Origin of the sequence: Mumia sp. zg.B21 (assembly GCF_019550855.1) — a bacterium.
Lineage (GTDB): Bacteria > Actinomycetota > Actinomycetes > Propionibacteriales > Nocardioidaceae > Mumia.
In genome coordinates, this window is sequence record NZ_JAHWCJ010000001.1 from 662,583 (window position 1) to 675,533 (window position 12,951).

The 12,951-nt window shown below is 69.9% G+C and carries 11 protein-coding genes; 5 read left to right on the top strand and 6 right to left on the bottom strand.

The window, feature by feature from the left end; translation table 11 throughout:
- Positions 1-65: 65 nt before the first annotated feature.
- On the bottom strand, positions 66-3,467 hold the full coding sequence (locus tag KV100_RS03235; protein ID WP_220341459.1) for a M14 family zinc carboxypeptidase: 3,402 nt from the start codon (positions 3,465-3,467) through the stop codon (positions 66-68).
- 158 nt (positions 3,468-3,625) lie between these two features.
- Here KV100_RS03235 and KV100_RS03240 point away from each other — a divergent pair, with 158 nt between their 5' ends.
- The 4 genes from KV100_RS03240 to KV100_RS03255 all read left to right on the top strand — a co-directional run bounded on the left by KV100_RS03240 (position 3,626) and on the right by KV100_RS03255 (position 8,282).
- A complete protein-coding gene (locus KV100_RS03240) occupies positions 3,626-4,723 on the top strand; it encodes an NAD(P)H-binding protein (protein WP_220341460.1) in 1,098 nt (365 codons plus the stop codon).
- A 143-nt stretch (positions 4,724-4,866) separates the two neighbouring features.
- Positions 4,867-5,334: a hypothetical protein gene (locus tag KV100_RS03245; protein ID WP_220341461.1), complete on the top strand. Its 468-nt coding sequence runs from the start codon at positions 4,867-4,869 to the stop codon at positions 5,332-5,334.
- Positions 5,335-5,416: 82 nt separating this feature from the next.
- Complete coding sequence (locus KV100_RS03250) at positions 5,417-6,346, top strand: MurR/RpiR family transcriptional regulator (RefSeq protein ID WP_220341462.1); 930 nt, start codon at positions 5,417-5,419, stop codon at positions 6,344-6,346.
- A gap of 13 nt (positions 6,347-6,359) precedes the next feature.
- Entirely contained in the window at positions 6,360-8,282 is a 1,923-nt protein-coding gene (locus tag KV100_RS03255) for a hypothetical protein (protein ID WP_220341463.1), read from the top strand.
- Positions 8,283-8,309: 27 nt separating this feature from the next.
- Here the strand turns inward: KV100_RS03255 and KV100_RS03260 are convergent, their stop codons facing one another.
- Genes KV100_RS03260 through KV100_RS03280 form a run of 5 tightly spaced genes read right to left on the bottom strand, consistent with a single transcriptional unit; the run spans position 8,310 to position 11,981 of the window.
- Positions 8,310-8,939, bottom strand: coding sequence for a 4Fe-4S single cluster domain-containing protein (locus tag KV100_RS03260; RefSeq protein ID WP_220341464.1), 630 nt, complete (start codon positions 8,937-8,939; stop codon positions 8,310-8,312).
- Entirely contained in the window at positions 8,923-9,684 is a 762-nt protein-coding gene (locus KV100_RS03265) for a helix-hairpin-helix domain-containing protein (RefSeq protein ID WP_220341465.1), read from the bottom strand. Before KV100_RS03265 ends, KV100_RS03260 begins: the two co-directional genes overlap by 17 nt.
- On the bottom strand, positions 9,665-9,880 hold the full coding sequence (locus KV100_RS03270) for a DUF2997 domain-containing protein (RefSeq protein WP_220341466.1): 216 nt from the start codon (positions 9,878-9,880) through the stop codon (positions 9,665-9,667). The genes KV100_RS03265 and KV100_RS03270 overlap by 20 nt, the downstream gene beginning before the upstream one ends.
- On the bottom strand, positions 9,880-10,332 hold the full coding sequence (locus KV100_RS03275) for a hypothetical protein (RefSeq protein WP_220341467.1): 453 nt from the start codon (positions 10,330-10,332) through the stop codon (positions 9,880-9,882). The genes KV100_RS03270 and KV100_RS03275 overlap by 1 nt, the downstream gene beginning before the upstream one ends.
- A gap of 11 nt (positions 10,333-10,343) precedes the next feature.
- Positions 10,344-11,981 carry an AAA family ATPase gene (locus tag KV100_RS03280; protein WP_220341468.1) on the bottom strand — a complete coding sequence of 546 codons (1,638 nt, stop codon included), beginning with the start codon at positions 11,979-11,981 and terminating at the stop codon, positions 10,344-10,346.
- Between the two features lie 98 nt (positions 11,982-12,079).
- On the opposite strand from KV100_RS03280, the gene KV100_RS03285 reads away from it, so the two are divergent.
- Positions 12,080-12,829, top strand: coding sequence for a VOC family protein (locus KV100_RS03285; RefSeq protein ID WP_220341469.1), 750 nt, complete (start codon positions 12,080-12,082; stop codon positions 12,827-12,829).
- Positions 12,830-12,951: the final 122 nt, after the last annotated feature.

The window sequence follows — 12,951 nt, forward strand, 5'->3', positions numbered from 1 at the left end:
CCGCCGTACGACGAAGGGCCGACCGCCTCCCGGCGACCGGCCCCTCGCCGTACGTTCTCAGACGGTCATCGTCGGACCTGGATCCGCACCACCTTCTTCGCCGAGGTGAGGTTCGCGTTGCCGAGGTAGCGCACGGTCACCTTCTTGGTGCCTCGCGACAGCCGGGGGAGTCGCACCGACCCCTTGCCCTTCGCGTTGACACGGACGGCGAACGACCGCGTCCCGACCTTGACCAGCGCCGTACCGCGAGCGTTCACACCCTTGGCCCTGACCGTGATCGCGACCTTCGCGCGCCGTGAGGTCGTCACGCGCTTCGGCGTCACCGTGACGCCGACTTTGGCCCTCGCCTTGGTCACCCGCAGCACCACCGGCCCCGCGGTGGTGGCGCCGACGGTGGCCGTCCCGCGATAGCGAGCAGTCACGATCCGCGGCCCCGCCGTACGGAACGGGCCGAGCCTCACGCTCGTACGGCCCTGCCGGTCCAGCGTCCCCGTGCCGACCCGCCGGCCGTCCAGGAATACGTCGACCGTGCCCGAGCCGGCCGTCGTCCGGCCGTCCTCGGTCACCCGGACCCCGACCGCCGCCACGGCAGTCGACCTGCCGGCGGCGATGCGTGTCGGCTTCACCGTCAGCGTCGCCGCAGCGACGGGCACGCTCGTCGCGGGCGTCACCCTGAGAACGACCGGCAAGGACGTGCTCGGCGCCAGCTCCGCACTCCCGCCGTACGTCGCCGTCACGAGGTGGCTGCCCGGCGTCGCGATCGCCGCGAGCGGGACCGTGGCGCGGCCCTGCGCGTCGATCTCCGCCGATCCGGACGCCTCACCGTCGACGTACACGGTGACGACCCCCTCCGGAGTCGGCTGGTCACCGGCACCGGGTGTCGTGACCTGGACCGAGGCGGTGACCCCGGGCTTGCCGGCGACGACCGTCGTACGGTCGAGCGTCAGCGACGTGGCGGACGCGGGCAGCGGCGGCTCGTACCCGACCTCGGCGATCCAGGTCCGGTAGTTGCCCTCGCGGCCCGGCACGAAGTTGCGCTCCACGTTGCCGCGGCTGTCCACCGCGATCCAGCGGATCTCGGCGCCCTTGTCGACCTTGAGGCGTTCGCCGCCTTCACGCAGGCCGGCCGCCGCGTACATCGGCGACCGCAGGTTCGGCACCGTACCGTCGGTCGTGTAGAAGATGCTCGCGGGCTCGTTCGTGGAGAACTCCACGTTGACCTTGCCCTCGACGGTGCTGGAGGTGACCTTCACGTCGCTGACGGGCGGCACCGTGTCGGTGTCGTAGTCCCGCGCGATGCGCAGCATCTCGACCAGGCCGTTGGAGAACTCCATCGCCTCCTGGTGCGCGCCCGGCCCCGTCGGGGTCTCGGCCTCGAACGGCGGCTGGAACGTCGAGCCGACCTCGAAGTCCCACGCGTAGATGCCGTACTTGTACCAGAGCATGTCACCGGAGTTGCCCGCCGCCGAGTAGAGCGTGTCGACGACCCGCCCGGTCCGCGCCGGAGTCACCGACAGACCGCGGTGCCGCTTGATCGCGGTGAGGATCCGCGACGAGGCGCCCTGGAAGAGCGACTCCTCCTCGAGCGTGGGCTCCGGTGCGGTGATCCGCCCCGGCACCTTGTACGCCGCCGGCGACCACATGAAGTAGTTGCCGGAGCTGTGCACGTTCATCGACCACTGGATGTTGGACCGTGCCGCGACCCAGTCGACGTTGCGCGACTCCGGCTCGCTGAGCTCCGACGGCCCGGCGAACGTCCCGCTGGTGCAGACCGGCGAGGCGCCGGAGTAGCCGTCGAACAGGCTGTACTCGTCGTAGTTGCGGTTGACGTCCACGCCCCAGGAGTTGCGGGCGTTCGCGTCGGCGGTGCCGGTCTTGTCGCAGTAGTTGACGAGGTTCTTGCGCTGCGAGTTGAAGTCGTAGAACGAATAGTGTCCGCCGTCGGGGTTCACCGACGGGAGCACCCAGATCTCCAGGTTGTCGAGGAGGTCGCGGGTCGCCGGATGGGTGCCGTAGTTGCGCAGCAGCCGTTCGGCGGTCTCGATCGTGACGAGGGGCGGGACCCACTCGCGTGCGTGCTCCTGGGCGTAGAAGAAGACACCCGGCTTGGACCCGTCGCGCACCTTGCCCATCTTGATCGCATAGACCTGCTGTGGCGCACGCGCGACGGTCGCCGGGGCGTTGAGCCCGTCGGTGAGCGTCGTCGCCGTCGTCGCGGGCACTACACCGGCACCGGCGTTGCCGCGGTAGGTGTACGCCGACACGAGCGCGCTCGCGCCCGTGCTGGCGTTGATGGCCGCGGCGACCTGAGCCGCCGTGCTCGTGGCCGTACCGCTGGCGTCGGTGGCCGAGGAGACGGTGATCGCCTTGTCGGCAACCGTCACGGTCAGCGGCTGGTCGGCCGTCGTCGGGTGCACGACCGTGACGGTGATCCCGTTGCCGCCCTCGGAGCCGAACTGCTTCGAGTCGATCGCCACGCGGCGGTCGTCGTCCGCGGCGGCACCGCCAGCGGGGATGACGGACTGCGCGAGACGCCGGTAGCCGTTGGTCTTGTACGGCAGCTCGACGATCTCGGCCAGCTCCGGGTAGTCCGTCGCGAGCTGCTTGATGCGGTCGTACAGCTGGGTCGGGTCGAGGTAGGAGCTGACGAAGTCCTGCTGGTAGCCCGGACCCTTGAACGGGTCCTCCTCGTCGCCCGTCGGCAGCCAGTCGGTGACCTTGGCGATCGCCACGTCGCCGGTCGGGCTGGTGATCCGGATCCGGTCTGGCCGCGAGGTCAGCGCCTCGGTGCCCGTGGTCGGGCTCGCGCCGCGGTGATAGAGGTAGACGTCGGCGTCGACGAAGCGGCTGATGGTCTGCGTGCCGCCGCTGCCGAACGCCGTGCCGGGGCCGCTGTCGCGCTCGACGGTGAGCGCGTCCGTGGCGTCCTGCCCGTTGGCCCACTTGGCCTCGACCGAGAGGACCGGGATGCCGAACGCCGTGTAGTACTGCGCGCGGGTGATCTTGACGTCGGAGACGTCAGGGTGGGTCGCCTCGTCGGCGAACGCCTCGTTCTCCGCCTTCGCCGCGTCGATCGTCGCGTCGCGCTCGGCGAGCGCCGCCTCGGTGTCCTCCGAGGTGTAGAGGACCTCGCCGGTGTCGAAGCCGGCCTTCTTCAACGTCTTGATCTCGTTCGGCGTGACGACGGCGCGGACCTCGAGGCCGTCGGGACGCTGCTCGACACCGTGGTCGAGGTCGACGCCGGTGGCGACGAGCTGGTCGAGCTTGGCCGCGCTGGGCACGGTGATCTCGACGACGGACGGCACCTCGTCGGGGAGGCGCTCGAGGGTGACGGCGCTGTCGGGACCGGGCGTGGACGGCTCGGCGAAGGCAACCGGAGCGGTGGTGGTGGCGGCGATGAGGCCGGGAACCGTCAGTGCGAGCGTGACGGCGGCGACCTTCCGGCGCAGGGGCGACGATCTCTTCATGCGGCTACGTCCTTGCTTCTGGTGATGAAGAGTGGATGAAGGTCACCGTAAGGTGAAATGCGTCACACCGCTGCTCACCTCCCGGCCGGCCGCTCGGACGCGTGGGAAAGGGCCACGAAACCGGCCCGGCGAGGCGCAATAAGATATACGATTCGCCTATGGCCTACAGCACGATCACCTCCCTCGATACCGACGCAGCCCTCCAGCACAGCGAGGACCTGCGAGCCCGACTGCTCTCCACGTCGTCCGACACCTACGTCACCGGTCCGGCCGGCCAGGGCAGCGGCGAACGCGTGCTGGTGCTCGGGGGCACGGGCTACATCGGCCGGGCGCTGGTGCCCGAGCTGGCTCGCCGGGGCTACCGACCGGTGGTGCTGGCGCGTGACGCGTCGGTGAAGGACGACGCCGAGTTTGCTGAGGCCGAGGTCGTCGCCGGCGACCCGACGCGTCTGGACGACGTCGTGAACGCGGTGGCGGTGGCCCCGACCGCCGTCGTCATCTCCCTGCTCAGCGGGCGCCGCCCGAACGACGCCGAGGAGTGCGAGCTCGTCGACTACCAGGCCGTCGTCAACGGCATCAAGGCCGCCGTCGCCCACGAGGTGCAGCAGTTCATCCAGGTCAGCGACTTCGGCGCCTACAGGCCGGAGCTGATCCCGCAGGTCTACAAGCTGCAGGTCGAGGGCGAGCTCATGGGGCAGCACCACGGGGCGCTGCCGTGGACCATCGTCCGACCGACGGCGTACTACCCCTATCTGTCGATGACGTTCGGCGACGTCAAGAACGGGCTGCCGTACCGGATCTTCGACCACGGCGAGTACAACGTGGTCAACCCGATCGCCCGCGAGGACCTCGCGGAGTTCATCACCAACCAGGTGCTGGCGGCCGACGCGTACGGTCGCGTCCTCCCCGTCGGCGGCCCCTGGGTCGAGGACAACGTGGTGACCCTCAAGGACGCCGGGCAGATGATGTTCGACATCACCGGCCGCGAGCCGCAGTGGGACGTGGTGGCGATGACGACGTGGGACAAGAAGATCGCGCGGCTGCGGCGCATCGGCAAGATGAGCAAGAAGGTCGCGCCGGTGGCCTACTACCTCGAGGCCGCGAAGTACTGGTCGGTCGTCGACCACGTTGCGCCGGCGTACGGGACGCGCACGCTGCGGGGCTTCATGGAGAAGCTGAAGGACCGGGAGTTCCCGACCGGCAGCTTCCGCGAGCGGATGAAGAGCGGCACGGCGATGATGCCGACCGACATCTGAGTCGATGAGTTGAGCCGGGGGAGACCCGCCCGCCGCTCCGAGTAGCTCCGCTGCGTCCGAGCTGCGAAGCTGCGGGGCGTGGTCGAGTACGTCCGCTTCGCCAAGCACGCACTGACCGCCGTCGAGCAGGGTAGCTGGCGGCGGTGGACCCGCTCGCCTCGGACCTGCGGACATACCTGGAGACGAGCGTCGAGGACATCGCGGCCGCCCATGTCTACGGAGCGAAGAGCGCTGCCATCCAGAGTCTGGTCGCGATGCTTCTCCGTACGCGGCTCGGGTTCGGCGAGGAGATCGTGCTGACACCGCAGGACGGCCTCGTCACGCGGGCCCGGCCCGACTTCTTCTACCCGCTCGCGACCGGGCGCGGCGTCATTGCCGAGGTCGAACGGGGCGGCACGGTCACGAACAACCACGACCTCAAGGACGTGTGGAAGACGCATGTCGCGCCGGATGCGCAACACCTCTTCCTGATCGTTCCTCAGGCGAACACGCGCGCCGACGGAACCGTTCGGGAGCGCCCGTTCGTCCGCGTCGCCCATCGGGTCGGTGCCTTCTTCGGCGAAGCGCGGCGGGAGATCGACGTCACCAGCGCGCACGTGTTCGGCTACTGAGAGCGCGGGCGGGCACGGTTGACTTGCTGAGAATCCCTATCGCCTCTTGCGCGTACGACGACGGCGCGCGATAGTCCTTGTCATGACTGTGACCGGCATCACAGGGGCGACAGGCGGGGTCCTCGCCCGGATGCGCATGCTCGTGCCGGACCTGCCCGAGTCGACGCGTCTCACCGCGGAGTGCATCCTCGACGACCCGCACTCCGCGGTAGCGGGAACGATCAGCGATCTCGCCGCCAGCGCCGGCACCTCGACGGGGGCGGTGTCTCGCCTCTGCCGCACGCTCGGTCTCGACGGCTATCCCAGCCTGCGGGTCAGCGTCATCAGGGAGGCGGCCGCGACGGCCTACGGCAGCTGGAACGCCGACATCAGTCGCGAGATCGCCCCCGGCGACTCGCTCGCCGACGTGGCCCGCACCCTCGAGGCGGTCGGCGCCCGTGCCATGCACTCGACCCTCGCGGGACTCGACCTCGACGCCGTCGCGGCAGCAGCCGGAGCGATCAGCGGCGCCAAGCGCGTCCACGTGTACGCGGTCAGCGGCAGCGGGGTGATGGCCCGTGAGCTCGAGCTCCGGTTGAGCCGCATCGGCATCGCGTGCTGGACGTACGCCGATGTCCACGACGGCCTCGTCGCAGCCGCGCAGCTCGGTGACGGGGACGTCGCGATCGCGATCTCGTACTCGGGAGAGACCGACGAGACGCTCGACATGCTCGCCACCGCACGAGACCGCGGCGCGCTCACGGTCGCCGTGACCGCGAGGCCACGGTCCCGGCTGGCCGCACTCGCCGACAACGTCCTGGTCACCGTCGCGGAGGCGACGACCTTCCAAGACGGTCCGCTCGCGTCCCGTCACTCCGAGCTCGCCGTCGTCGAGATGCTCTATCTCGCCGTGGGACAGCACGACTACGACCGCACCGTCCAGCTCCTGTCCGTGACCGAGCGTGCCGTCCGGCCACGCCGACCCGAACGACGCCGCACCCACACCCGCACCGACACGACCGGCCAACACTGACCCAGGGGGACCCATGACCGCAGAATCCGACCCGCCCGCCGACGGACTCAGTCGCAAGTCCTTCCTCGCACTCGGCGGAGCCCTGGTGGCCGCCGGGGTCGCGTCGCCGTTCGGCGGCGGAGCGGCGAGCGCGACGACCGGAGCCACCGCGGCCGCCGCTGGTGCCGCCACCGCGGCAGCCGCACTCGCCCGCGCTGCGTCGGCCACGACCGGCGGCCCGATCATGAACGACGGGCGGTTCCCGATCGGCCTGTTCTGGCCGCCGCCGCCGACCGAGACGACGGTCGAGCGCTACCGCGAGATCGCCGAGGCGGGCTTCACCTATGTCCACGGTGGCAACTACTCGAACTCCGACGTCCAGATCACGACGCACATGCTGCGTGTCGCCGACGAGGCCGGCGTCCACGTCCTCGTCGAGGATCCCGAGATCAAGTGGCTGCTGCAGACCATGAACGTCGGCGATCCGGCCCAGCCGTTCACGATCAGCGAGGACGAGCTGCGCCAGCGGATCACCAACGCCGTCAACCGCTACGCGCCGTCGTGGCGCACGGTCGGCGGCCGCCTGCACGTGCTGCGGGGGAGCGGCAGCGGCTCGATCGGATGGGTCGCGGACGGTGCGGCGTGGCAGGACTACACGTTCGCCTTCGACACCGAGCCGCTTCGTACCGGTGCGGGCAGCTACGCGCAGGCCGGGTGGGCGTTCCGGATCAAGGACGAGGCCAACGCGTACGTGTGGCTGCTCTCCACCCAGGGGAGCAACGGCAAGGCCGTGCTCAAGAAGGCGGTATTCGTCAACGGCACCCCGACCGTCACGCAGGTCGCGCTGCCGTACCAGCTCGAGGAGGGTCGGACCTATCACGTCGAGACGGCGCTGAGCGGATCGACGATCACCACCCGCATCGACGGCGTGCTGGTCGACACGACCACCGACAGCACGCACGCCGCCGGCTCGGCCGGATTCCGCGAGGCGGGCTCGGAGTCGGCGTACTTCGACAACGTCGTGATCACCGGCGCCGGGGGAGCGACGCTGTTCCGCGACAGCTTCGACGAGGGTCTCGGCGCGTGGCGGTTGCCCGCTGGATCGGGGTACGGCGCCTTCGCCGGCCTGCACCTCTTCGACGAGCCAAGCGTGGCCCGCCTGCCGCTGGTGGCGAAGGCGGTGGCGATGGCCAACGACGCGTACGCCGACGCGTTGTCGTACGTGAATCTCTTCCCCGGTTTCGGCGCCGGCTACGAGCAGGCGGCCCGCGACATCGACTCGCCGGTGCTCTCGTTCGACCGCTATCCGATCCTGGCCAGCGGGGAGGACCTGGGCTACTTCGACAACTGGGCGCAGGTGCGGGCTGCCGCGCTCAAGCGCGGGCGTGACCCGTGGATCTACATCCAGAGCGTCGGCTATGCGAACCACGCGATCCCGACCAAGGCGGACCTGCTGTGGCAGATCTCGATCAGCCTGGCGTACGGGTGCAAGGGCATCCAGTACTTCACGTACTGGACGCCGGACCCCGCGCGTGGCGAGGCGTTCACGAACGGCCTCATCACCGTCGAGGGCAGGCGCACCGGTCTCTATCGCGACACGAAGCAGGTCAACGCCGACTATCTCGCACCGCTCGGCAAGCAGATGCTGGAGCTGACCTCCACCGCGGTGCAGGTCGCCGGGCTGGCGAACCCGCCTGCGGGACTCGCGCCGTTCGAGGGCGACGCGCTCGTCTCCGCCGTCAGCGGTGACCCGGTCGTCCTGGGCCGGTTCGTCGATGCCGACGACCGGCTGCACACGCTCGTCGCCAACTACTCACGGCGCGACCGCGCTCGCGTCAGCCTCACCCTGCCCGCCGAGACGGAGGCGTACGACCCCGGCGACGACGACTGGTCGCGTCAGCGCTCTGGTGGTCTGACTCTGCGGGCGGGGGAGGCGCGGCTGCTGCGGATGCGGTGAGCAGGTCAGGCGGTCACGGGCGCGCCGTCATCGTCGCGTCCGCGACTGCCTGCGGCCGAGGTCCGCCAAGATCAGGTCGAGGGTGGCGGTCGGCGCCCACCCGTTCACGCTGACGGTCCCGTCGGCGCTCACGCGGATCTCCAGACGATCGCCGATGCCGTCGAGCTCGTCGACCAGCGTGCGGTATCGCGGTCCGAGCGCGTGGAAGCGCTGATTGCGCGAGCCGACCCATGGCCTCGCACGGTCGACGCGATCCTTGAGGAAGGGCCCGTCGACGAGAAGGTCGGTCTGCGCGATCAACGCGTCGAGGTCGCCGCTCTCCTTCCCCCGGAGGTCGTCGAGGGTGAACCCCGTGAACGTCATGACGCTCTGTCCACGTTGCCGGACCAGGGCTGCGAAGACGGCGAGAGGGCCGGCCTGTTCGAACGGCTCCCCACCCAGCAGCGTGACGCCTTCGACATCGGCGGGAACAGCGTCGAGCAAGGTCTCCGGGGCGACGAGGTCGCCACCGCGCTGGGTCCAGAGGTGAGGGTTGAAGCAGCCCGGGCACTGCAGGGTGCAGCCCTGCACCCACAGCGCGAAGCGGGTGCCGGGGCCTTCGGCCGTCGTCCGGGGGATCGAGCGAGCGACCCGCACGGGGCTAGATGTCGAGGACACGCCCAGGACCCTGAGGTGGTCGCTGAGGGTTGAAGGGCCCGAACGTCACGGAGCCCCGGATCCCGGCGACCTGGTGCGGTTGGAGCTGTGCGGAGGTTGCGAGGTCGTCGAGGTCACGGAACCCGCCCGTGCGAGTGCGGGCAGCGACGATCTGCCCGGCGACCTGGGGACCGATGCGGGGGAGGAACGCGATGGCGTCGGCGGGGGCGGCGTTGATGTCGAGGTAGGCGGGGGGCTGCGGAGGAGGCGCGGAGGTCGGTGGCCCGTAGTAGTCGGCTGCGCTGACTCCGAGGAAGGGCGCCGGGGGAGGTGGGGGCGAGGTCGACCATGGGACCGGCGGCTGAGAACTCCGGTGCTCGGCGACCGCCCAGGCGATCCGGTCCAGCCGGAGTAGGCGCTCCTTGAGGACGGTACGCCAGAGAATCCCTGCGTGGATGAGGCCTCCGACCCACGCCACGGCCATGGCCACGATCACGATCGTGCCCCAGGGCTCGGCCATCTCGTAGGGGTCGGCCTCAGTGCCCGGCGTCGCGCCGATGGCGATGAAAACGGCAATCCCGAGGCTGCTCCAGAGCACTGCCGCCCGCGAGACCACCCGTGACTGCGCGAGCAGTGCCGCCCAGATCCAGCCGACGAAGGAAAAGCACCCGAAGCCCAGCACGAGGACGGCGAGCCAGAGGCTGTTCGCCACCTTCCACCGGGTCGACTGCTGAGCGAGAAGGATGTCACCCGCGTCCTGTGTCAAGGCTCTGCCCCTCCTCTTGGACGTGGTCGGTCTGCCAGTACTCCTCGGTGAAGGAGCTGGAGCTCGAGAGCGCGTCGAGGAGATCCTCGAGCACGGCCACCTGATCCAGGCACTCCGGACCGGTGAACCCGATCGTCTCGGCCGAGACCGTGCCGTCTCGCGCGACACGGACGCGAAGCTGTTTGCGTGGCGCCATCAGTCGCTCCTCACGTCCAGCACGAGGGTGATGGAGTCGTCGTCCACCGACTCCTCGGCGATGGACAGGCCGGCCGCCGGTGCTCGCTCCCGAATCTTGCGTACGACCTCGCGTTGAACGCACACGCGGTAGGCCGTGTCGAGGCCCGTGACGAGACCCAGGGCCTCCTCCTCGGTCCAGGTCTCGTCGAACCGGGCGACCCACAGGCCCTCGTCGTTGCGGTCCATCGACACGGCGCGCGCATCGAAGGACGCACGGATCTCGTCGGGGCTCGTCACGCTCACCGTCGCGTCCAGGTCGGCGAGTGCTGCGGCGACCAGGCTTCCGTCGCTCAGTCGTGACCTGACCGTCAGCTCCCTCGGCCCCAGGCCCCGCGGACCGTCGTCGATCGCTGCCTTGGCGGCGCCGACGGCCGCCATGGCAAGAGGGATCAGCAGGATCTCAAGACTCATGCGCGTCCGTCCTAGTAGTCGATCCGGCGTCCACCGGACTCGAAAGGTGCGGGAATCTCCGGGACGGGGCCGGGCACGACGTCGGGCTCGCGTAGTGCGGTCTGCAGACTGGCCGAGACAGCGCGTCGGCCCGCCCACGAACGCATCGCGGCGACCGCCTCCCGCTGGGTGATGCTCAAGGGGACCGTCCGCTCCACCGCGAGTCTCAGATCGGCTCCCCGGATCGCGCGCTTCTGCGCGAACGCGTCGAAGAGGGACGCGATGACGGCCTCTTCGATCTCGGCACCCGAGAAGTCCTGTGTCGCGTCGACGAGATCGGCGACCAGCTGGTCGTCCGGCGTGAAGGAGGCGTGCGCGGGGGCGTTGCCGATGTGCTTGATCATCTGGAGCCGCCAGATCTCGTCGCGTTCGACCGGATCGGGAAGGTCGACGAAGAAGATCTCGTCGAACCTGCCCTTGCGGAGGAACTCGGGTGGCAGGGACTGGACGTCGTTGGCGGTCGCGATCACGAAGACCGGCGTGGACTTCTCCTGCATCCAGGTCAAGAACGTGCCGAACACCCGAGCCGACGTCCCGGAGTCACCTCCGCCGCCGGACACGCCGGCGAAGCCCTTCTCGATCTCGTCGATCCACAGAACGGCCGGTGCGGCAGCCTCGGCCGCTCGGATCGCGCTCCGGATGTTCTGCTCGCTCGAGCCGACGAGGCCGGCGAACACCTTGCCGATGTCCAGGCGGAGCAGGGGCATCCCCCAGGCGGAGGCCACGGCCTTCGCGGTGAGTGACTTGCCGCAGCCGGGCACGCCGGTGATGAGGACACCCTTCGGTGCAGGCACCCCGTACTCCTGGGCCTCGGCGAGCCAGGAGTCGGCGCGCCGCCCGAGCCAGCGCTTGAGGTTCTCCAGCCCGCCGACCTGCGTGAGATCGAGGTCGGACGGGACGTACTCGAGGACCCCGCTCCTGCGGACGGTCTGTCGCTTCTCCTGGATGACGACGTCGATGTCGCTGGCGTCGAGCTGTCCGTTGCTGGCCATGGCACGCGCGAACGCGCCCTCGGTCTCCAGCTCGGTGAGCCCGAGGGCCGCCTTGATCATCCGGTCCTTGTCGGGCTCGTCGAGGTTGACCTTGATCCTGCCGCCGTCGGCGTTGCTCGCGATGATGCTGTCGAGGATCGCGCGGATGTCGGCTTCTCCGGGGAGGGCAAAGTCGAGGACGTAGACGTCCTTCTCGAGCTCTGGAGGGATCCGCACCACGGGGGAGACCAGGATGAGCGACCGGGCGCTGGTGCCCTGCTGGAAGGCGGCCGCCACGTCACGCAGCCGGCGAACGATCGCTGGGTCGGCCGGCCGGTTCCCGTCGCCCAGGTGCGCGTGGAGGTCGCGGAAGACGAAGACGGCGGGCTGGGTGTGCCGCTGGATCGACTCGAGAGCTCGGGCCGGATCGGTCGTGTTGCCCTGTGCCGCCCCGTCCGGGTCGACGAGTCCGGTCGTGATGCTCCAGCCGAAGACCGGGCGGGCCTTGGGGAGCAGTCCCTCAGGTCCGACAGCCGCGGCGATCTCGTGCTCGACCCGGCGCTCCTCGAACGTCTCCACGTAGAGGATGGCGAACCGCGCCTTGAGCAACACGCTGAGTGTGTCCTGGAACGCGGACATGTCCGACCCCCCTCCGGTGCGCTGCGCACATCTTGCCCGACACACAGGGTCAGCGCGAGAGGTCGACCGGCACGCCGCACCACCGATAGGTTCCGGGCATGGAGAACGCCGGGCGGATCGTCGCTCTCAACCATGTCGGCATCAGCGTCGCCGACCTCGAGGCAGCGCGACGCTTCTGGGTCGAGGGTCTCGGCGCGACCGAGCACGGTGCCTTCGGCTGGCCGGTCGGGACGACCCCTGCGGACGAGTCCCTGGCCACCGAGGGGACAGCGGCCGACGTGGTGCTGCTCCGGACGGACGCGGCGTTCATGGAGCTCTTCGCGTTCTCGTCGCCGACCCCCGCCGTACGGCTTCCTGGTGCGCCCGGCGTCAAGGGTTTCGCGTGGGCGGTGACGGATGCGGACGAGGCGTACGCCCGCGCGGTCGACGCGGGCGGCACGCCCCTGGGCGACCACCGCGTACGGTGCCCCGATGGCACGCCGGTGACCTTGGTCGCCGCAGAGGCACCCACTGGACTCGTGGGTGTCCTCGTCCAGGTCGGGGACGCTGAGGTGCACCCGATGGCGGACGTCCCCGGCCCCGTTACGGTCGAGGTGAGCGGCGGAGCCGACGAGCCGGCCGCGCGTCCGGTCGACCTCGGCGTCAACCACCTGTGCGTGGACGTCGAGGGCATCGACGCCGTACGGGGCAGCCTCGACGCGACGACGTGGCACCACCCGGTCACCGAGTCCAGCGGTGGCATCGCCGCGGTCTGCTACGGCACCACGAGAGACGGTGTCCTCCTCGAGCTCCTGGAGTCGCGCAGCCCCGACGCGTTCCTGTCCCGGACCCGGCTCACCCACCCCTAGGCTCCGCTCGTCCCGCCTGACCGACCGCTCGGCTCAGGGAGTGCACCGCCCGTCTCAATCACCCACGCGGCGACTTTTCATCTGAAAACGGACTGGAAACATCCCGTTGCATCACTCAACCA

Excerpts from the sequence above, each read along its gene's own strand:
- KV100_RS03235 (WP_220341459.1), bottom strand. The coding sequence starts at position 3,467 with ATGAAGAGATCGTCGCCCCTGCGCCGGAAGGTCGCCGCCGTCACGCTC.
- KV100_RS03240 (WP_220341460.1), top strand. The coding sequence starts at position 3,626 with ATGGCCTACAGCACGATCACCTCCCTCGATACCGACGCAGCCCTCCAG.
- KV100_RS03250 (WP_220341462.1), top strand. The coding sequence starts at position 5,417 with ATGACTGTGACCGGCATCACAGGGGCGACAGGCGGGGTCCTCGCCCGG.
- KV100_RS03255 (WP_220341463.1), top strand. The coding sequence starts at position 6,360 with ATGACCGCAGAATCCGACCCGCCCGCCGACGGACTCAGTCGCAAGTCC.
- KV100_RS03270 (WP_220341466.1), bottom strand. The coding sequence starts at position 9,880 with ATGGCGCCACGCAAACAGCTTCGCGTCCGTGTCGCGCGAGACGGCACG.
- KV100_RS03275 (WP_220341467.1), bottom strand. The coding sequence starts at position 10,332 with ATGAGTCTTGAGATCCTGCTGATCCCTCTTGCCATGGCGGCCGTCGGC.
- KV100_RS03280 (WP_220341468.1), bottom strand. The coding sequence starts at position 11,981 with ATGTCCGCGTTCCAGGACACACTCAGCGTGTTGCTCAAGGCGCGGTTC.
- KV100_RS03285 (WP_220341469.1), top strand. The coding sequence starts at position 12,080 with ATGGAGAACGCCGGGCGGATCGTCGCTCTCAACCATGTCGGCATCAGC.